This is a genomic window from Bradyrhizobium sp. GW821-FHT13H06 (assembly GCF_058803975.1).
Genome location: NZ_JBXAPN010000003.1, coordinates 926,564 through 946,074, shown reverse-complemented (window position 1 = coordinate 946,074; position 19,511 = coordinate 926,564). Strand labels below are relative to the sequence as shown.

Below are 19,511 nucleotides of genomic sequence, written 5' to 3'. Positions count from 1 at the left end.
ACGGGGATGTGAGTGGTATCCCGCGCCCATGACGACCGTCCCCATTTCCAACATCCGCAATTTCTCCATCGTCGCCCATATCGACCATGGCAAATCGACGCTGGCCGACCGCCTGATCCAGATGACGGGCGGCCTCTCCGACCGCGAGATGGCGGGCAAGGAGCAGGTGCTCGATTCCATGGACATCGAGCGCGAGCGCGGCATCACGATCAAGGCGCAGACGGTGCGCCTTCAGTACCGCGCCAAGGACGGCAAGGATTATATATTCAACCTGATGGACACGCCCGGCCATGTCGACTTCGCCTACGAAGTCTCGCGGTCACTGGCGGCGTGCGAAGGTTCCCTCCTGGTGGTCGACGCCAGCCAGGGCGTCGAGGCGCAGACGCTCGCCAACGTCTACCAGGCGCTCGACAACAATCACGAGATCGTCCCGGTCCTGAACAAGGTCGACCTGCCCGCCGCCGAGCCCGAGAAGGTCAAGCAGCAGATCGAGGACGTCATCGGCATCGACGCTTCGGATGCGGTGATGATCTCGGCCAAGACCGGCCTCGGCGTCCCCGACGTGCTGGAGGCCATCGTCACGCGTCTGCCGCCGCCGAAGGGCGATCGCGACGCCACGCTGAAGGCCCTGCTGGTCGACAGCTGGTACGACGTCTATCTCGGCGTCGTCGTCCTGGTGCGCATCGTCGACGGCACCATGAAGAAGGGCCAGCGCGTGCGCATGATGGGCACGGGCGCGGCTTATGACGTCGAGCGCGTCGGCTTCTTCACGCCAAAGATGCAGCAGGTCGAGGAGCTCGGCCCCGGCGAGATCGGCTTCATCACCGCCGCGATCAAGGAAGTCGCCGACACCCGCGTCGGCGACACCATCACCGACGACAGGAAGCCGGTCACCGAGATGCTGCCCGGCTTCAAGCCGGCGATCCCCGTGGTGTTCTGCGGCCTGTTCCCGGTCGATGCCGACGACTTCGAGACGCTGCGCGCGGCGATGGGCAAGCTGCGCCTGAACGATGCCAGCTTCTCCTTCGAGATGGAGACCTCGGCCGCGCTCGGCTTCGGCTTCCGCTGCGGCTTCCTCGGCCTGCTGCACCTCGAGATCATCCAGGAGCGGCTGTCGCGCGAATTCGACCTGAACCTGATCGCGACCGCGCCGAGCGTCATCTACAAGATGAAGCTCACCGACGGCAGCGAGCTCGAGATCCACAATCCCGTCGACATGCCCGATGTGGTGAAGATCGCCGAGATCCAGGAGCCCTGGATCGAGGCCACGATCATGACGCCCGACGAATATCTCGGCAGCGTCCTGAAACTGTGCCAGGACCGCCGCGGCGCGCAGAAGGAGCTCACCTATGTCGGCTCGCGCGCCATGGTGAAATACGACCTGCCGCTCAACGAGGTCGTGTTCGACTTCTACGACCGCCTGAAGTCGGTGTCGAAGGGCTACGCCTCGTTCGACTATCACCTCACCGACTACAAGCCGGCCGATCTCGTCAAGATGCAGATCCTGGTCAATGCCGAGCCGGTCGACGCGCTCTCGATGCTGGTCCACCGCACCCGGGCCGAAGGCCGCGGCCGCGCCATGGTCGAGAAGATGAAGGAGCTGATCCCGCCGCACATGTTCCAGATCCCGATCCAGGCGGCGATCGGCGGCAAGGTGATCGCCCGCGAGACGGTGCGCGCGCTGCGCAAGGACGTCACCGCAAAATGCTACGGCGGCGACATCACGCGCAAGCGCAAGCTTCTGGAGAAGCAGAAGGAAGGCAAGAAGAAGATGCGGCAGTTCGGCAAGGTCGACATCCCGCAGGAAGCCTTCATCGCGGCGCTGAAGGTGGACAGCTGAGGCGGGGCTTAGACTTACGGCTACGTCAACTACCGTCATGCCCGGGCTCGTTCCGGGCATCTACGTTTTTGGGCTTGACCAAGACGTGGACGGCCGGGTCAAGCCCGACCATGAACGGGGAGCGGGACCAGATTGCGGTAAGAGAGGTCCGGTCCGAGCGTTCTGCGATCGGACAAACCAAGATCTCGAAAACAACCCCATGCACAGTAGACGGGGCCTTGTTCGGATTGGAATTTTTCGATTTTCAGAATTCGATTTGCTCCGTCGGGCAAAACACTGGCATAGTGCAATCATCGCGGTGGGTGGCACATCGTCATTCCGGGGCGCGAGCTGTGATGCGCTATTGCGCATCTGAGAATCCATCGTGCAGCAAGCAAAGCGGAGAAATGGATTCCGGGCTCGCGCCAAGTGGCGCGCCCCGGAATGACGACGGGCTCAGAATCGCGCATAACACCCTAACCTTGCCCTCCGCCTGCGGATGGTCCACCATCCCACCTGCGCGCTGTCAACAAAACCAAAAGCGCTGAGGAAACGCATGAGCAAGCCGTCAGGCTTCGACTATGGCTGGGTCGTTGTCGCCGCGGGTGCGCTGATGACCTGCGTCGGGTTCGGGACGATGCTGTCGCTCGCGGTGTTCCTGCAGCCGATCTCGGAAGCGATGGGCTGGTCGCGCGCCGGGGTGTCGGCGGCGGCGACGCTGGATTTCCTCTGCATGGGCGTGGCCGCTTTCCTCTGGGGCACGCTGTCCGACCGGTTCGGCACCCGCATCGTGGTGCTCTCGGGAAGCCTGCTGCTCGGGCTCGGCCTCGTCACCGCGAGCCAGGCGGCAACGCTGTGGCAGTTCCAGCTCTCCTTCGGCGTCCTGATCGGCATTGCCGCCGGCAGCTTCTATGCACCGATGATGGCGCTCGCGAGCGCCTGGATCGAGAAGAACCGCAGCCTTGCGGTAGCTCTCGTCTCCGCCGGCATGGGCGTATCGCCGGTGACGATCGCGCCGGCCGCGAGCTGGCTGATCACGACCTATGACTGGCGCACCGCGATGCTGGTGATCGGCTGTGCTGCCTGGGCGCTGCTGATCCCCGCCTGCTTCCTGGTGCGTCCGGCTCCGGCAGCGGCAAGCAACACGAATGCGGACGCCGCTCCTGACGTGGAGCTGAGCGCGGCGCAGGCGCTGCGCACGCCGCAGTTCATCGCGCTCGCGGCGGCGCATTTCGCCTGCTGCGCAGCGCATTCCGGCCCGATCTTCCACATGGTGTCCTATGCGATGGTCTGCGGCATCGCTCCGCTCACGGCGGTGACGGTCTACAGCGTCGCCGGCGTCTCCGGCCTCGGCGGCCGCCTGCTGCTGGGCGCGGCTGCCGATCGCTTCAGTGCCAAGCCCGTGCTGGTCGGCGGCTTGCTGGTGCAGGCGATGTGCATCGCGGCCTATCTGGCGGTGGGGCAGCTCGGCGAATTCTACGCGCTCTCGGTGGTGTTCGGCCTCGCCTATGGCGGGGTGATGCCGCTCTATGCGGTGCTGGTCCGCGAATTCTTCGGCGCGCGCATCATGGGCACGGTGTTCGGCGCGGTATCGGCCTTCGCCAGCCTCGGCATGGCGCTCGGTCCCTGGGCCGGCGGGCTCGTGTTCGACAATTTCCAGCGCTACACATGGCTGCACGCCGGCTCGTTCGCGATCGGGCTCGCCGCCGTCGCGGTGGCGCTGAGCTTCCCGACGCGGCGCCGGCCATCGCTCGATCTCGGCCGCATCGCGGCCTGACACCGGAACAATGCGCCTGCGCATTCGTGCTCGAAACTACAACGGCCTGAGATGGGGAAACATGCCGCGATCGATTGCGGCGAGCAATGTCGCCATGGCGCTCATCAGGCCCAGGCCCAGGAGAGTGATCAGCGTCTGCCATGCCAGGCTGTTCCAGCCCAGGCTGAGCAGTGCATGAGCCGCGAAGGACAGCAGAACACTGGCGCAGTAGATTGCGAGCGAATATTCGCCGCATCGTATCAGCGGCAGCAGCGCCCTGGCTTTCAGGATGCTGGCATTGCTTGGAAGAAGGCGCCAGCAGAGCAGTGCGAGCGCAGCAAAATGCAATAATCGCAGGATATCGAGATTGGTCTTGTCGACCGGATAGATCAGACGCGACAGCCAACCCGGCACATAGGCTTCGATCGCGTGGATCTGCCAGCCCAGGGTGATCACGAACGAGAACAGCACGTAGCCCGCCGCCAGAACGGCAAGAGCCCGGGAATTGAGAACGGCAAGCTGCCAATCGCCGCGGTTTGCTCCCCAGCAGATGCCGATCACGAACAGCAGCTGCCAGTTCAGCGGATTGAAATAGAGCTGCCCCCTCGGATAGGCCGGGATGTACCAGTCAAACTGATGGGCGAGAACATAGAGAGCAACGGATCCGGTCAGGGCCAGCGGCCAGGCGCGTATCGTCAGCGGCACGATGAGAATGAGCGCGAAGTGGAGTATGACCATCAGGAGCAGAGGGTCGAGATTGACCGGGGAATAGCGCAGCAGTGCCACCTGAACCAGTGTTTCTGCAGGCTCCTGCAGCAGGATGGCCAGGTTGGCGTGATCGAACATGCCGGGCTGCCATGCCGCGATGTACGCCACTTCCGCCAGCAACAGGACGACAGTCATGATCTGCGCGACATAGATTTCGAACGAACGCCGCAACATGCGCAAGCTCGCGGCCGCAAAGCCGGACTGACGCATCAGGTCGCCGTATACGATGCCGGACGCAAGGCCCGACAGGAATACGAGAATCTCCGCCGCATCGCTGAAGCCGAAATTCTTGGGCGTGAACCGGTTCAGATAGCTTTCCGGGATGTGATTGATATAGATCCACCATAGGGAAAGGCCCCGAAAGAGGTCGATCCGAAGATCGCGCTCCTTCAGGGGTGGTGGTTTGGTCGCAGTCCACTTCACTCCAGCGCACTGCCTCTCTTGATCAGAGCGTCTCGCCGCGGCGAGCGCTTACCGGGCCAGCGCGGTGATGTCGTGGACGCCGGCTCATTACTTCAATCAACCGCAGAAGCTACATTGCCGCGTCGCTACGGTCCAGAAAGCATGCCGCAGTTGCCAACATTATCGAGACATGGCGAGGATGCGGGTGAAGCCCTCATCTTCCGCCCTGCATCGGCATGGCGCCCATCCGGCCACCCTGCATCATCGGCATCATGCCCATGTTGGGCGCGAGCAATTCGTCGGCGGTCTTTTTCTGCTCGTCGGAAAGAGTGCCGACAAGGTTGGTCAGCGCCGACTTCATCGCACGGGTGGCCTCCAGCCGCGCCGACAGCCATTTTTCCTGCCAGGTCACGCGATCCAGCAAGGTCTCTGACCCGGAGCCGGCCATCGACCCGCGGAGCTCCCCGAGAGCCTTGGCATTCGCGCGCAGCGCATCGGCGAACGCGTTCCAGGCCGGCGCCTGAGCATCGGTGATCTTGAGCTCGGTGCGCAGAAAGGCAATCCGGCCCTCCACGCGATCGACGGTCTCCATCCCGCTGATGCAGTCACCGCCGGACTGACGCATCATGCCCATCATCCGCATCATGTCGGACATCGGCATGTTGCCGCCCATCATGTTCATCATACCGCCGCCCATCCTGCCCTGAGAGGGGGAAGTGCTGCGCGGCGCCTCCGGCGGCGTGGCCGGACTGGCCGCAGGCGCGTCCTTCTGATCCGGATGATGGGCCTGGTGGTCGGCAGGCGCTTGCGCGAGCGAGGAATTGCCGAGGAGGGGGAGCAGCAGGGCTGCTGCAAGCATCTGATGTCGCATCGTGTGCCTCCCGAGGTCCCGCCCCTCGTTGCAATTGTGGGGCGCGCCCGCCGAATTCGACTTGACCCAAATCAACAGAACCGCCGCGGCAGGCCGTGACGCGCCCGTTCCGGCCGACGCCGTCGCCGTCGCCTTGATCCCATCAGCCAGATGGATCACCATCGCGCCTCTACCGCTCACGGCAGAAGGGGCGAGACAGCGCGAATGTCCGAGCTTCCCGGATTTGGTCTGGTCGAGCGGGCGCGAGCCCTCGCCCCCTTGATTGCACGCGAAGCCGACGCGATCGAGCGGACACGGCGGCTGACGCCGGGCGTCGTGGCCGCGCTGATCGAGAACGGGCTCTACCGGGCGCTGCTGCCGCAGAGCCTCGGCGGCGCGCAAGCCGCGCCGGAAGCCTTCATGCAGATGCTGGAGGAAATCGCCAAGGCGGATGCCTCGACGGCCTGGTGTCTCGGCCAGTGCAGTGTCTGCGCGATGATCGCGGCCTGGCTCGATCACGACACCGCGCAGGAAATCTTCAACACCCCGCCCGGCATCCTCGCCTGGGGCGCGATCGCGCATGAGGCACGCATCGGCGAGGGCGGCTATCGCGTCACCGCGCGCTGGGACTTCGCCTCAGGCTCGCGGCAGGCGAGCTGGCTCGGCGCCCATGTCCGCATCGTCGGGGCTGACGGCGTGCCGCGCAAGAATGCCGACGGGGCGCCAGAGGTGCGCACCATCCTGTTTCCGGTTGCGCGCGCGACCCTGCACGACGTGTGGCAGGCGATCGGGCTCGCCGGCACCGGCACGGACTCCTACGAGGTCAACGACCTCTTCATCCCCGAGCGCTTCACGGCGTTTCGCGACGTGCCGTCGGCGCTGCGCGAGCCGGGCCCGCTTTACAAGATCGGCACCGGCGCGACCTTCAGCCTCGGCTTTGCCGCGGTGTCGCTGGGCGTCGCGCGCGCCACGCTGGATGCCGCTATCACGCTGGCACGGGAGAAGCACCAATCGCTGGCGGCCGGCGCCATGCGCGACAACGGTGCGGTCCAGGGGCTGATCGGCCGCACCGAGGGTGATTTGCGTGCCGCCCGCGCCTATCTCTATGCGGCTGCGAACGCGATGTGGCGCGACCTGTCTGCGACCGGCGAATTCAGCGCGGCGCATCGCAGCGCGGTCCGCCTCGCCGCGACCTGGACCATCCATCAATCCGCACGCGTGGTCGACACGGCCTATCACATGGCCGGCGCGACCGCGGTGTTCCGCAGCAACCCGTTCGAGCGCCGGTTCCGCGACATGCACGCCATCGCGCAGCAGATCCAGGCGCGGGACACGCACTATGAGGATGTGGGGAAGACGCTCTTGGCGGAAGGTCGCTAACCGCAGCCACAAGTGACGCTGCGCTCCCTCCCCCGCTTGCGGGGGAGGGTTGGGGAGAGGGTTTATCCGCAACGAGGCAATCCCCCAGAGGAAAGAACCCTCACCCGCGCCCCCGGCGCGACCTCTCCCGCAAGCGGGAGAGGTTAACCGAGAGAGCGGCGCGTCCCCTACGTACCAAAGGAACGAGAGATCACGCCACCAGCGCAGCGTCCTCGTCATCGGCGGCATCAATCCCGCGCTGTGCGGCGAGCAGGCTGACGATCTCTGCATTCGGCCGGGCCTTGCTGAACAGAAAGCCCTGGCCCTCATGGCAGCCTTCGGCGCGAAGACAGCTCAGCTCGGCTTCGGTCTCGACGCCTTCGGCGGTGATGGTGACGCCGAGACCCTTGCCAAGGCTGACGATGGAGCGGATGATCGCCTGCGCCTCGCGGTTGGCGCCGAGATCGCGCACGAAGGACTGGTCGATCTTGATCTTGTCGAAGGGGAAGCTGCGCAAATAGCTGAGGCTGGAATAGCCGGTGCCGAAATCGTCCATCGAGATGCGCACCCCGAGCGCGCGCAGCGCGTGCAGCGTCGCCAGTACCTGCGCGCTCTTCTCCAGGAGCAGCGTCTCGGTGATCTCGAGCTCGAGCCGGCGCGGCGGCAGACCGGAATGTTTCAGCGCGTCCGTCACCACCGAGAGCAGATTGCCGCTGCGGAACTGGAGCGGCGACAGGTTGACGGCGACGCGAACGTCGTCGGGCCAGGCCGCGGCATCGAGGCAGGCGCGGCGCAGCATCTGCCCGCCGAGCGGATTGATCAGGCCGGTGTCCTCGGCGACCGGAATGAATTCGGCCGGCGAGACCATGCCCCGCTCGGCATGCGGCCAGCGCACCAGCGCCTCGAAGCCGGTGATGCGGCCGCTCTGGAGATCGATCAGCGGCTGGTAATAGGGACGGAGCACGTCGTTCTGGATCGCGTCGCGCAGCTCGACTTCGGTCTTGCGGCGGCTCTGCGCTTTTGCATCCAGCGCGGCCTCGAAGAAGGCGAAGGTGCCGCGCGCGTCCAGCTTGGCGCGCGACAGCGCCATGTCGGCGCTCTTGAGCAGCTTCTCGGAATCGTCGCCGTCGCCGGGCGACATGGCGATGCCGATCGAGGCGCCGATCACCACGGAATGGCCGTCGAGCAGATAGGGATCGGCGATGGCTTCCAGGAGGCGCTTGGCCAGCATCACCGCGTCCTCGGGACGGGTCAGTCCGCCCTGCACGATCGCGAACTCGTCGGAATTGAGCCGCGCCAGCGCGTCCTCTTCGCGCAGGGTCGAGCGCAGCCGCTTGGCGACACCGCGCAGGAGCTTGTCGCCGACTGCATGCCCCAGCGTGTCGTTGACCGCCTTGAAATTGTCGAGCCCCAGCATCAGGAGCGCGACCTTCTCGGCGCTGCGCCGCGTGTGCAGCAGCATTTCATCCATCTGCTGCCGCAGCAGGCTGCGGTTGGGCAGGCCGGTCAGCCCGTCATGCTGGGCCATGAAGGCGAGCCGCGCCTCGGCGCGCTTGCGCTCGGTGATGTCCATCAGCGCGAGCAGCACCGCGGGGCGCTCGGCATAGGTCAATTCGCGGGAGTAGATTGCAAGGTCGATCAGCGTCCCGTCGGCCTTGACATGCTTCCAGGTGCGGCCGGCCTGTTCCTCGCTGGAGTGGTCGGCGGTCCAGGGCGGCTCGCTGTCGAAGGCCTGCAGGGAGCGGATCTTCAGCCTCTCGAACTCGGCCCGGCTGTAGCCGTAATGCGCGACCGCGGCGTCGTTGACGGCGATGATGCGCTCGTCATCCAGCGCGCAGACGATCATGGGCACGGGATTGCCGTCGAACAGCAGGCGGAACGAGGCCTCGCGCTGCTTCAATTCGGTGATGTCGACGCGCAGGCCGACGACGCCGCCGTCGTCGGTCAGGCGCTCGTCGATCAGGATGACGCGACCGTCCGACAGCTTCTGCTCGTGGCGCGCACCGGGCTGATAGAGCTTTTGCAGACGTTCGGCGATCCACTCGTCCTCATGACCGATGGCCTCGGGATAGTCGCCGCGGGCAACGCCGATGCGCAGCGTGTCCTCGAGGCGCGCGCCTTCCTCGAACAGATCGGCGGTCTTGCTGTAGATTTCGGCGTATTTCTTGTTCCAGAGGACGTAACGGCCTTCGGCATCGAGGAACACGATGCCCTGCGGCAGGATATCGATGGCCTGGCGCAGGCGTTCATGGGATTTGCGCGCTTCCGCAATCGCGGCTTCCGCCTCGGCGCGGCTGCGCAGGACTTCGTCGCGCTCGACAAGGTCTCGCGGCGCGCACGCGAAACGCGGCTTGCGCGCCTTTCTGCCGGCGCGGGCAAGCACGTCTTGCTTTCGCTTTTTCGTTCTTCGAGACCCCAAACTCAACTTCACTCGTCCCAGTCGCGCGCCCGGCGGCCGCAAGTCTTGAGGCAAGTGTCTGAAAAAAAAGTAATCTTGCCCGGCCGCGGTCCGCGCGAGGCGCACCTTGCTGCCTGTTTGCGCGGCGCGGCCGCGGCGGCAAGCGCCTTCGGACCGAGTCCGGCATCGCAATCAACGGGCGATCTGGCGCAAAACTGCGCGCGCACCTGAATCAGTTCCGAAATTGCCCGCGATTGCATGCGAACCGCAGATATTCCTCCCTCCACGCACGAATTTTGGTCAATGCAGGATACGGTTATTGCGCCGTTAAAAAGCGGCAATTTGAGACGCGATTTGGACCGTGCGCCGCGACGTTGCGATCCGCTCAATGCCTCGTTCTTAACCCTGATGGCGCATTGGGCTATAAGGACATCAGCATGAGTCGCCGCAGCATCACACTCCTCCTGCTCTCGCTCGCTCTCCTGGCTGCCGGCGGCGCGCTGGCCCAGGACAAGGGCAGCACCAATGCGAAGCCGCTGCCGCCGCTCGCCAATCCGAACGACCCCGATCTCCCCGCCAAGGAGCTGTTCGCGCGAAAGCTGCTGCCGTCGAAGGGGCCGGCCCATGTCATCGGCTCCTACGCCAGGGGCTGCATCGGCGGCGCGGAGCAGATTCCGGTCAACGGCGACCATTGGCAGGTGATGCGGCTGTCGCGCAATCGCAGCTACGGCCACCCCGACATGATCGCACTGATCAAGCGGCTCGCGGCGAAGGCGCACAAGGACGCAGGATGGCCCGGCATCCTGGTCGGCGACATCGCCCAGCCGCGCGGCGGGCCGGCGCTGTCAGGCCATACCAGCCACCAGATCGGTCTCGACGCCGACATCTGGCTGACGCCGATGCCGAACCGCCGGCTCTCGCGCGAGGAGCGCGAGGACATGTCGGCGGTGATGATGGTGCGCCAGGACCGGCTCGATGTCGATCCCAAGGTGTTCACGCCTGGCCATGTGCTGGTGCTGCGCGATGCCGCGCGGGAGCCCGCCGTGCAGCGCATCTTCGTCAACGCCGCGATCAAGAGGGCGTTGTGCCGCGAGGCCAAGGGCGATCGCGCGTGGCTGTCGAAGATCCGGCCGTGGTGGGGCCACGACTACCACTTCCACATCCGCATGCGCTGCCCGCCGGGGGCGGGCGAATGCGAGGGCCAGCCGTCACAGGCCGAGGACGAAGGATGCAAACCCGCCGATCTCGCCTACTGGTTCTCCGATGCTGTGCTGCACCCCAAGCCGCCGCCGGAGCCGCCAAAACCGAAGCCGCCGATGACGCTGGCGCAGATGCCCGCGGCCTGCAAGGTGGTGCTGCACGCGGGCGACGCGAAACCGTAATGTGTGCGGGTGGGCATGCTGTCACCGCCCGATCGGTGTCGTCCCCGCGAACGCGGAGACCCATCATCACGGGGAGAAGTTTGGCGCGAAGTGAGAACTCCGAGTCTTCGCCAAATTGCCGCCTGTGGCCATGGATCCCGGGCTCGCGCTGCATGCGCCCCGGGATGACGAACTCGTTGATTGGTTCGTACTCCCCTGATGCGCTAACATCTTTTGCCGCCGTGCCGTAAGCCCGCGGCATCCCGGGATGTGCATCCCATCTTTCAACAAGCCTGACCGCAAGCCTCGCGCCGTCGCGTGGCCAATGATGGGATTTCACATGCGCGCCCTCACCTTCCTCGCTGCGCTCACGATCAGCATGACCTCCGCCCTCGCTGCCGAGGAGCCCAGCGGCTGCGACAAGTTCAAATGGCCGATCGAGCGCGAGCGCGCCGCGCTGACCGCACCCGATCGCGCCAGGCTCGCCACGGGAAGCGAGCAGGCTGCCCTGCCCGCATCGGCCATCACGCTGGGGCTGGTCGCCCCGAGCGAAGCGAAATTGCCCGCGCCGCCGGAGCGGGCGCCGAAGGACGGCACCTTTGCCGGCTTCACCAGCATCAAGCCGCCGAAGGCCGGGCTCTACACGATCAGCCTGTCGGCCGGCGCATGGGTCGATGTGGTCCAGGACGGGCAGGTCCTCAAGCCCGTGGACTTCAGCGGCGCGACCGATTGCGATGGCATCCGCAAGACCATGAAGTACGAGCTGTCGGCACAGTCTTTCGTCCTGCAGGTCAGCGGAGCCAAGGAAAATTCGGTCTCCATTGCGATCCTGCCGGCGCAATAAACGGGTACGTCGTTGTTTGCGCATGACCTTTCCGGAAAGCCGCTGCGCACCGTCCGGGTCATGCGGTCAGACCAACGGTCGCCTTTGACCGGAGGCGCAAGCCTGCTATCTTCGCAATCGCGATATCCCTGCCGGTCGTAAGCCGCTGCCGGGCCCCGTGGAGCAGCGCTTCCACCCATCGCATCAACCCACCCAACGCCAGACTTGCGCGTGCATCTTGCCGCGCGCGGACTCGCACGGAGCGCTCCCCATGTTACGCATTTCAGGACTTTTCACCGCCTTCATGATCCTCGCGGGCGCGGCCCTCTCGCCCGCCGCCGCCGAGGACAAGACCATCACCGTGTTCGCCGCCGCCTCGATGAAGAACGCGCTGGACGAGATCGACGCCGCCTACACCGCCAAGACCGGCGTCAAGTTCAGCGTCAGCTATGCGGCAAGCTCGGTGCTGGCCAAGCAGATCGAGCAGGGCGCGCCGGCCGACGTGTTCGTCTCGGCCGACACCGACTGGATGGACTACGCGATCTCCAGGAAGACCATCAACGAGCCGACCCGGGTCAACCTGCTTGGCAACAGCATCGTGCTGATCGCGCCGAAGGATGCCAGGATCGACAACGTCGACATCGCGCAAGGCTTCGACCTCGCCAAGCTCGCCGGCGACGGCAGGATCGCGACCGGCGACGTCAAGTCCGTGCCGGTGGGCAAGTATGCGAAGGCCGCGCTGGAGAAGCTCGGCGCCTGGCAGGCCGCGGAGCCGAAATTCGCCATGGCCGAGAGCGTCCGCGCCGCGCTGACGCTGGTCGCCCGCGGCGAAGCCGGTCTCGGCATCGTCTACTCGACCGATGCCAAGGTCGAGCCCGGCGTGAAGACCATCGGCACCTTCCCGGCGGCTTCGCATCCCGCGATCGTCTATCCCGTCGCCGCGACCACGACCGCGAAGGGTGAGACCGGCGACTATCTGGCGTTCCTGCGCTCCTCGGCGGCCAAGTCCATTTTCGAGAAGTACGGCTTCAAGTTCCTGGTCAGTCCCATAACTTAGGGCTTGCGACGTGATATCTGCGGCTTGATGTCGGACCTCTCTCCCGCCGAATGGACGGCGATCCTGCTCTCGCTCAGGGTCGCCATCATCGCAACGCTGGTGGCGACGCCATTCGGCATCGCGCTGGCGTGGCTGCTCGCGCGGCGTGATTTCTGGGGCAAGTCGCTGCTCGACGCGGTCGTGCATCTGCCTCTGGTGCTGCCGCCTGTCGTCACCGGTTATCTGCTCCTGCTGACGTTCGGCCGCCGCGGCCTCGTCGGCGGCTTCCTCGCCGACTATCTCGGCATCGTCTTTTCATTCCGCTGGACCGGCGCGGCGCTGGCCTGCGGCGTGATGGCGTTTCCGCTGCTGGTCCGCCCGATGCGGCTGTCGATCGAGGCGATCGATCGCCGGCTCGAGCAGGCGGCCGAGACGCTCGGCGCCGCCCCATGGAAAGTGTTCTTCACGGTGACGCTGCCCCTGGCGCTGCCCGGCGTGCTCGCCGGCATGGTGCTCGGCTTCGCCAAGGCGATCGGCGAGTTCGGCGCGACGATCACCTTCGTCTCCAACATTCCCGGCGAGACCCAGACGATATCCTCGGCGATCTATTCGCTGATCCAGACGCCGGACGGCGATGCCGCGGCGGGACGCCTGGTGATCGTCTCGATCGTGCTGGCGCTGGGCGCGTTGATTGCCGCCGAGTGGTTCGCCCGCCGCGCCACCGCGCGGCTGCACGGAAACTGACCATGCTGCGCGTCGACATCGAAAAGCAGCTCGGCGAATTCTCGCTGCATGCAACCTTCGCCAGCGAAGGCCGTGCCATCGGCCTGTTCGGCGCCTCGGGCGCCGGCAAGACGTCACTGGTCAACATGATCGCAGGGCTGTTGCGGCCCGACCGCGGCACCATCGTGATCGACGGCGAAACCGTCGACGACACCGCGGCCGGCATCCATGTCCCGACCTGGCGCCGCCGCATCGGCTATGTGTTCCAGGACGCGCGGCTGTTTCCGCACCTCAACGTCGCGCAGAATCTCGACTATGGACGGCGGATGAACCGCCTGCCGCCCGATCCCTCCCAGCACAAGCGCATCATCGACCTGCTCGACATCGGCGCGCTGCTCGATCGCCGTCCCGGAAAACTCTCCGGCGGCGAGCGCCAGCGCGTCGCGCTCGGACGCGCGCTGCTCTCGAAGCCGCGGCTGCTGCTGCTCGACGAGCCGCTCGGCGCGCTCGACGAGGGCCGCAAGCTCGAGATCCTGCCTTATCTGGTGCGGCTGCGGGATGAAGCCAACGTGCCGATGGTCTATGTCAGCCACGACGCCGCGGAGCTGCGCCAGCTCGCGACGCAGATCGTTTTGCTGAAGCAGGGCCGCGTGACGTCGGTCGGCGGGGTCAAGGTGCTGGCGTGAGGCGGCGGTAGCCCGGATTTCGCCGCTGCGCGCCACCCGGGCCACAGTGTTCCTTTCGGCTACCAGCCGCGGTCGACGTTGCGGACCTCGCCCGTTCGGGCATCGACGTCCACCTCCATCCAGCGGCCGGCGCGGTCGCGACCCTCGATCTCCCATTCATCGCCGAGGAAGTTCGTGTGCGAGATCGTCACGACGCCGAGAGCGCTCGCGACATCGAGCGCGACCTGCATCGAGATCTGATCGCCGGTGTCATAGGCCATCGCCGGCGCCGCCGCGCCGAGCGTAAGGGCCATCGCGATCGGAAGGACGAACTTTCGCATTGGTATGCTCCTGTCGGTTCAAGCTGTTTCGCGGCTTAGAACGAGCGGCGCCGCGGAGCGTTCCGGTTTCGCGCTCACGAAACCGCGCAAATCTTCGGCGGTTGCGGCGATTTGGTGGCGGTTCCCTATTCCCGTCATCCCGGGGCGCACGAATGGCGAACCCGGATCATACGCTAAACCCCTGCCACCGAGGTCCACAGCTCCGCAAGTTTCTTCCGCAGCGCCTGCGCGCGCGTCAGCGGCTCGGGCGTCTCGTCTTCTTCCGGCAGACGCAAGCCGACGAGATTGACGCGACCGCCGGAGATCGAGCGCGCGACAAGGACGATCTCGTCCAGGGCGAGCTCGGCGCCCTCCTTCGGCGCGCGGTCGAGATGGACGTCGAAATAGTCCGCCAAGGTCAGCTTGCCTTCGTCTTCACCGACCTTGACGCCGTAGATCTCGGCGAGCTCGGCGAGCGTGTGGTCGCCGGAGACCATGAAGTCGCCGAGCAGATGCGGATCGGGCGCCGTGCTCGGCTGCATGTCGACGAAGAAGCGGTCGAGCGACTCGGCCTTTTCAGGCGGGGCCAGCAGATAGATGTAGTCGCCGGGCGCGATCGGGTCGGCTTCCGCCGGCGTCAGGATGTTCTCGTTGCGGATCACCAGCGTCGGCTTGGACCAGGACGGGATCAGGCCGCGGCGGAAGTACAGGCTCTTGGGCCGCACCGGATAGCCGACCAGCTGCTGCTCGAGCTGGCCGGGCAGATCCAGTTCGACGCGCCGCGGGCCGCGCTCGGCGCGCGGCAACGCCACGTGCAGCTTGCGTGCGGCGGGCGCCAGCGTCCAGCCCTGCAGCAGGAGCGAGATGATGACGACGACGAAGGCGACGTCGAAATAGAGATAGGCCTTGGAGAGCCCGACCAGCATCGGGATCGAGGCCAGGAAGATCGCGACCGCGCCGCGCAGGCCGGTCCAGGCGATGAAGATCTTCTCGCGCCAGTTGAAGCGGAACGGGGCAAGGCACACGAACACCGCGAGCGGCCGCGCCACCAGCATCAGCACGAGCGCGACGGCGACGGCCGGCAATATGCTGGTGCCGAGGCGGCTCGGCGAGACCAAGAGCCCGAGCAGCACGAACATCACGATCTGCGCCAGCCAGGTCGCGGCATCGAGGAACGTCACCACCGAATTATGCGCGCGCGTCGGCCGGTTGCCGATGATGATGCCGGCAAGGTAGACCGCGAGGAAGCCGGAGGCGTGCATGATCTGCGAGCCGCCGAAGATCACGAGTGCAGCTGTGGCCACGAACGGGGCATGCAGGCCCTGCGGCAGCGCCACCTTGTTGAGCGCGATCACGACCAGGCGCCCGCCGATGACACCGACGATGGCACCCAGGACCGCCTCCTGAATGAACTCCATCAGCACATGGCCGGGCGAGCTCGAGCCGATCGAGATGTATTCCACCAGCATGAGCGTGAGGAAGATCGCGAACGGGTCGTTGGTGCCGGATTCCGCCTCCAGCGTCGCGCCGACGCGCGGGCGCAGGCGCAGGCCCTGGGTGTGCACCAGCAGGAACACCGCCGCCGCGTCGGTCGAGGCCACCACGGCGCCGACCAGCAGCGATTCCGACCAGTTGAGATCGAGCGCGTATTTCGCGAACGGCGCCGTGACAATCGCGGTCAGCAGCACGCCGACGGTCGCGAGCATCACGGACGGGGCCAGCACAGTGCGGATGCTGGCAAAGCGCGTCCGCAGGCCGCCGTCGAACAGAATCAGGGCGAGCGCGACGGAGCCGACCAGATAGGTGGTGCGGACGTCGTCGAACTGGACCTGGCCAGGGCCGGAATCGCCGGCGAGCATGCCGATCGCAAGAAAGACGAGCAGCAAGGGTGCGCCGAAGCGCAGCGCGAGCAGGCTCGAGAGGATGCCGGCCATGACGAGGACGGCGCCGAGCAATATGGCGATGCTGACGGAGTCGAGGGAAGCCATCCACCTTCCGGGTAAAAATCGCTGGGATTGCATCCTTATCGTCGGCGGACTCGCGCGCCAACCCATTTCCCATGGTTCGCGGCAATCTGCCCGCATTTTGCGGCCTTAACGCGCTTCACTTGACGGTGTATCGATGGTCCGGCCGCGCCCCTTGTGGGATTCTGCGGCTCCCTCGAATCAATTCCTCCCCGCTTGCCGACGAGACCGATGGACATGGACCTCAAAGACTTCATGGAGTTCGTGCAGACGACCGCACGCAGCGTCGGGGCGGAAATCTCCTCACCCTGGTTCTACCTGCAATTCGGTCTCATCCTGGCGGCGGCCGGCATCGCCTATGCCGCGGAGACCGCGATTCGCAGCCGCGTCGACATGACCTCGCTGGCGATGCGCTTGCCGCTGCCGCTCCGGCATTTCGTCCGGGTGATGGTCTCCAGCGCCTCCACGGCGGTGTTCACGCTGCTCGTGATCATCTCGCGCGTGGTGATGTACCACGCGACCTGGCCGAGCCGCAGCTATCTCCTGATGGTCGCAGCCAAGCTGGGCTTCGCTTGGCTCGTGATCCGGCTCGTGACCTCGGTGCTGCGCAACGCCTTCATCGTCAAGCTGGTGTCGATCACGGCGTGGTTCGTCGCCGCGCTCTCCATCCTCGGCCAGCTCGACGCCACGGTCGACGTGCTCGATTCCTTTGCGATCGTGCTCGGCGGCCTCAGGCTGACCCCGCTGCTGGCACTCAAGGCCGGTGCGCTCCTCCTCATCGCACTCTGGGCCACCAACATCGCGAGCAATTTTGCCGAGAGCCGGATCAACGCGACCACCGATCTGACGCCGTCGGTGCAGGTGCTGCTGGTCAAGATCATCCGTATCGGGCTACTCACCGTCGCGATCGTGATCGCGCTGGGCGCCGTCGGGATCGACCTGTCGGCGCTCGCGGTGTTCTCCGGCGCGGTCGGCGTCGGCATCGGTATCGGCCTGCAGAAGATCGTGGCCAATTTCATTTCGGGCATCATCCTGCTCGCCGACAAGTCGGTGAAGCCCGGCGATCTCGTCACCATCGGCGACAATACCGGTCGCATCAGCGCGATGAAGACGCGCTATATTTCCGTCGCCGCCGGCGACGGCCGCGAATTCCTGGTGCCGAACGAGGATCTGGTGACGCAGAAGGTCGTCAACTGGACCTATACCGACAAGAACACGCTGGTGAAGATCGCCTTCGGCACCAATTACGATGCCGACCCGCGCCTTGTCTGCACGCTCGCCGCCGAGACCGCCGCCGCCCATCCGCGCGCGCAGAAGGGCAAGCCGCCGACCTGCATCCTGACCGAGTTCGCGGAAGCCGGCATGAAGTTCTCGCTGACCTTCTGGATCGCCGACCCCGACGGCATGGACAAGGTCAGGAGCGACGTGATGCTGGAGCTGTGGGACGCGTTCAAGCGCGAGGGCATCCGGGTTCCCTACCCCGTCCGCGAAATCCGCATCCGCGGCGGCGCCCTCCCCGTGGAAACCACCGTAGAAGTCCCGAATTAGGCCGCTTTCGCCGCCCGGCCGGCAAGCTCTTGTTTTGACGCGTTTTCTTCACGCGAACCGGTAGCCACTTCGCTCGAAAACGCTCTGCCTCGGCTTGCATGAAGGCCCGCAATCATTAAATTGGGGCCCGAAATCAATCCTTTCCGCCGATATCGAGACCAGCCCCGAGAAGACCTGACACGCATGAGCTACGTCGAAGCCACCGATACCTCCCTGCGCAAGACCGGACAGATCAAGCTGCATGGGCCGAGCGCCTTTGCCGGCATGCGCAAAGCGGGCGCGCTGGTGGCAAAATGCCTCGACGAGCTCACTGACATCGTCGGGCCGGGCGTGCCGACCTCGAAGATCGACGAATTCGTCCGCGACTTCGCCTTCAGCCATGGCGCCTATCCGGCGACGCTGATGTATCGCGGCTATCGCTACTCGACCTGCACCTCGCTCAACCACGTGGTCTGCCACGGCATGCCGGGCGACCGTCCGCTGAAGGAAGGCGACATCGTCAATATCGACGTCACCTTCATCGTCGACGGCTGGTATGGCGATTCCAGCCGGATGTATGCGATCGGCCCGATCGCGCGCAAGGCCGAGCGGCTGATCGAGGTCACCTATGAAGCGATGATGCGCGGCATCGCCGCGGTGAAGCCCGGCGCCACCACCGGCGACATCGGCCACGCCATCCAGAGCTTCGTCGAGCCGCAGGGCATGAGCGTGGTGCGCGATTTCTGCGGCCATGGCCTCGGGCGCATGTTCCACGACGAGCCGAACATCATCCATGTCGGCCGGCCCGGCGAGGGTGTGCAGCTCAAGCCCGGCATGTTCTTCACCATCGAGCCGATGATCAATCTCGGCAAGCCGCATGTGAAGATCCTGTCCGACGGCTGGACCGCCGTCACCCGCGACCGCTCGCTGTCGGCGCAGTTCGAGCATTCCGTCGGCGTCACCGCGACGGGCGTCGAGATATTCACGCTGTCGGAGCGGCACGGCGAGAAGCAGATCGGGTGATTGCCCGGCGTGTCATTCCGGAACGCTCGCTGCAGCGAGCGAGCCGGAATCTCGAGATCCTCAGGTGCGCAATTGCGCACCGTAGTTCGGTGCTTCATACCGCCCTACCGCCGGCGGCGGAACGATGATGGCGTCCTCTTGTAGGTCGCGACAAACGCGTCGTTGAAGCGCCGAACGCTGCCGAATCCCGCGGCAAAGGCGATCTCCGCCAACGTCATGTCAGTCTGGTCGATCAGACGCTTGGCTTCCTGCACGCGCCGCGTTGCCGCGATCTCGCTGGGGCTCGCCCCGGCATGGCGCATGAAAAGACGCAGGAGATGGCGCGGCCCGACGCCAAGCGCGTCCGCGAGATCCGTCATGGACGCCCGATCCAGAAAACCGTCGTGGATCAGCCGCATGCCGCGGGCAACGGTGGTGGCCGTTCCCATCCAGGCCGGAGAGCCCGGCGCAGCTTCCGGCCGGCAGCGCAGGCACGGGCGAAAGCCGGCCCGCTCGGCGGCCGCCGCGGTCGCATAGAAGGTGACGTTCTCGGAGCGGGCCGGCCGAACCGGACACACCGGCCGGCAATAGATGCGCGTCGAACGGACGCCGGAGAAGAACAGGCCGTCGAAGGCGCGCGCCCGCGCGAGGCGCGCCCGGTCGCAGGTTTCCCAATCGAGATGCGGTGGCAGCGTTTGCCGATGCGCGGAGCCTGTCGCCATGGCGAAATCATAGTTT

General features: G+C 65.8%; 16 protein-coding genes. 10 read left to right on the top strand and 6 right to left on the bottom strand.

Going from position 1 to position 19,511, the window contains the following annotated elements; all coding sequences use genetic code 11:
• Window positions 1-28 precede the first annotated feature (28 nt).
• A complete protein-coding gene (lepA, locus tag AC1RQP_RS16805; RefSeq protein WP_239620379.1) occupies window positions 29-1,840 on the top strand; it encodes a translation elongation factor 4 in 1,812 nt (603 codons plus the stop codon).
• A 535-nt stretch (window positions 1,841-2,375) separates the two neighbouring features.
• Window positions 2,376-3,596 carry an MFS transporter gene (locus tag AC1RQP_RS16800; protein ID WP_492937765.1) on the top strand — a complete coding sequence of 407 codons (1,221 nt, stop codon included), beginning with the start codon at window positions 2,376-2,378 and terminating at the stop codon, window positions 3,594-3,596.
• 36 nt (window positions 3,597-3,632) lie between these two features.
• On the opposite strand, the gene AC1RQP_RS16795 is transcribed toward AC1RQP_RS16800, so the two are convergent.
• Both AC1RQP_RS16795 and AC1RQP_RS16790 read right to left on the bottom strand, forming a co-directional pair.
• Window positions 3,633-4,766: an OpgC domain-containing protein gene (locus AC1RQP_RS16795; protein WP_492937764.1), complete on the bottom strand. Its 1,134-nt coding sequence runs from the start codon at window positions 4,764-4,766 to the stop codon at window positions 3,633-3,635.
• Window positions 4,767-4,959: 193 nt separating this feature from the next.
• The gene (locus tag AC1RQP_RS16790; RefSeq protein ID WP_492937763.1) at window positions 4,960-5,778 is read right to left on the bottom strand and encodes a Spy/CpxP family protein refolding chaperone; all 819 of its coding nucleotides are present in this window, start codon (window positions 5,776-5,778) and stop codon (window positions 4,960-4,962) included.
• A gap of 42 nt (window positions 5,779-5,820) precedes the next feature.
• Between AC1RQP_RS16790 and AC1RQP_RS16785 the strand changes: the two genes are divergently transcribed.
• A complete protein-coding gene (locus tag AC1RQP_RS16785; RefSeq protein ID WP_492937762.1) occupies window positions 5,821-6,975 on the top strand; it encodes an acyl-CoA dehydrogenase family protein in 1,155 nt (384 codons plus the stop codon).
• Between the two features lie 190 nt (window positions 6,976-7,165).
• Here AC1RQP_RS16785 and AC1RQP_RS16780 read toward each other — a convergent pair whose 3' ends face one another.
• Window positions 7,166-9,337 carry an EAL domain-containing protein gene (locus AC1RQP_RS16780; protein WP_239620363.1) on the bottom strand — a complete coding sequence of 724 codons (2,172 nt, stop codon included), beginning with the start codon at window positions 9,335-9,337 and terminating at the stop codon, window positions 7,166-7,168.
• 452 nt (window positions 9,338-9,789) lie between these two features.
• Between AC1RQP_RS16780 and mepA the strand changes: the two genes are divergently transcribed.
• From mepA to modC, 5 genes are all read left to right on the top strand, one after another.
• The gene (gene mepA, locus AC1RQP_RS16775) at window positions 9,790-10,734 is read left to right on the top strand and encodes a penicillin-insensitive murein endopeptidase (protein WP_492937761.1); all 945 of its coding nucleotides are present in this window, start codon (window positions 9,790-9,792) and stop codon (window positions 10,732-10,734) included.
• A gap of 319 nt (window positions 10,735-11,053) precedes the next feature.
• A complete protein-coding gene (locus AC1RQP_RS16770) occupies window positions 11,054-11,557 on the top strand; it encodes a hypothetical protein (RefSeq protein ID WP_492937760.1) in 504 nt (167 codons plus the stop codon).
• A gap of 250 nt (window positions 11,558-11,807) precedes the next feature.
• On the top strand, window positions 11,808-12,593 hold the full coding sequence (gene modA, locus AC1RQP_RS16765) for a molybdate ABC transporter substrate-binding protein (protein WP_492937759.1): 786 nt from the start codon (window positions 11,808-11,810) through the stop codon (window positions 12,591-12,593).
• A 27-nt stretch (window positions 12,594-12,620) separates the two neighbouring features.
• A complete protein-coding gene (gene modB, locus AC1RQP_RS16760; RefSeq protein ID WP_194391140.1) occupies window positions 12,621-13,316 on the top strand; it encodes a molybdate ABC transporter permease subunit in 696 nt (231 codons plus the stop codon).
• Between the two features lie 2 nt (window positions 13,317-13,318).
• The gene (modC, locus tag AC1RQP_RS16755; protein ID WP_492937758.1) at window positions 13,319-13,981 is read left to right on the top strand and encodes a molybdenum ABC transporter ATP-binding protein; all 663 of its coding nucleotides are present in this window, start codon (window positions 13,319-13,321) and stop codon (window positions 13,979-13,981) included.
• A 59-nt stretch (window positions 13,982-14,040) separates the two neighbouring features.
• Here modC and AC1RQP_RS16750 read toward each other — a convergent pair whose 3' ends face one another.
• Window positions 14,041-14,301 carry a PepSY domain-containing protein gene (locus AC1RQP_RS16750; protein WP_492937757.1) on the bottom strand — a complete coding sequence of 87 codons (261 nt, stop codon included), beginning with the start codon at window positions 14,299-14,301 and terminating at the stop codon, window positions 14,041-14,043.
• Between the two features lie 173 nt (window positions 14,302-14,474).
• Window positions 14,475-16,268 (bottom strand): potassium/proton antiporter, encoded by a 1,794-nt coding sequence (locus tag AC1RQP_RS16745; RefSeq protein WP_492937756.1) that lies wholly within the window; start codon window positions 16,266-16,268, stop codon window positions 14,475-14,477.
• Between the two features lie 207 nt (window positions 16,269-16,475).
• On the opposite strand from AC1RQP_RS16745, the gene AC1RQP_RS16740 reads away from it, so the two are divergent.
• Window positions 16,476-17,792 carry a mechanosensitive ion channel family protein gene (locus AC1RQP_RS16740; protein WP_492937755.1) on the top strand — a complete coding sequence of 439 codons (1,317 nt, stop codon included), beginning with the start codon at window positions 16,476-16,478 and terminating at the stop codon, window positions 17,790-17,792.
• 183 nt (window positions 17,793-17,975) lie between these two features.
• Window positions 17,976-18,794, top strand: coding sequence for a type I methionyl aminopeptidase (gene map / locus AC1RQP_RS16735; protein ID WP_271531330.1), 819 nt, complete (start codon window positions 17,976-17,978; stop codon window positions 18,792-18,794).
• Window positions 18,795-18,898: 104 nt separating this feature from the next.
• Here the strand turns inward: map and AC1RQP_RS16730 are convergent, their stop codons facing one another.
• Window positions 18,899-19,495 (bottom strand): bifunctional transcriptional activator/DNA repair enzyme AdaA, encoded by a 597-nt coding sequence (locus AC1RQP_RS16730; protein ID WP_492937753.1) that lies wholly within the window; start codon window positions 19,493-19,495, stop codon window positions 18,899-18,901.
• Between the last annotated feature and the right edge of the window lie 16 nt (window positions 19,496-19,511).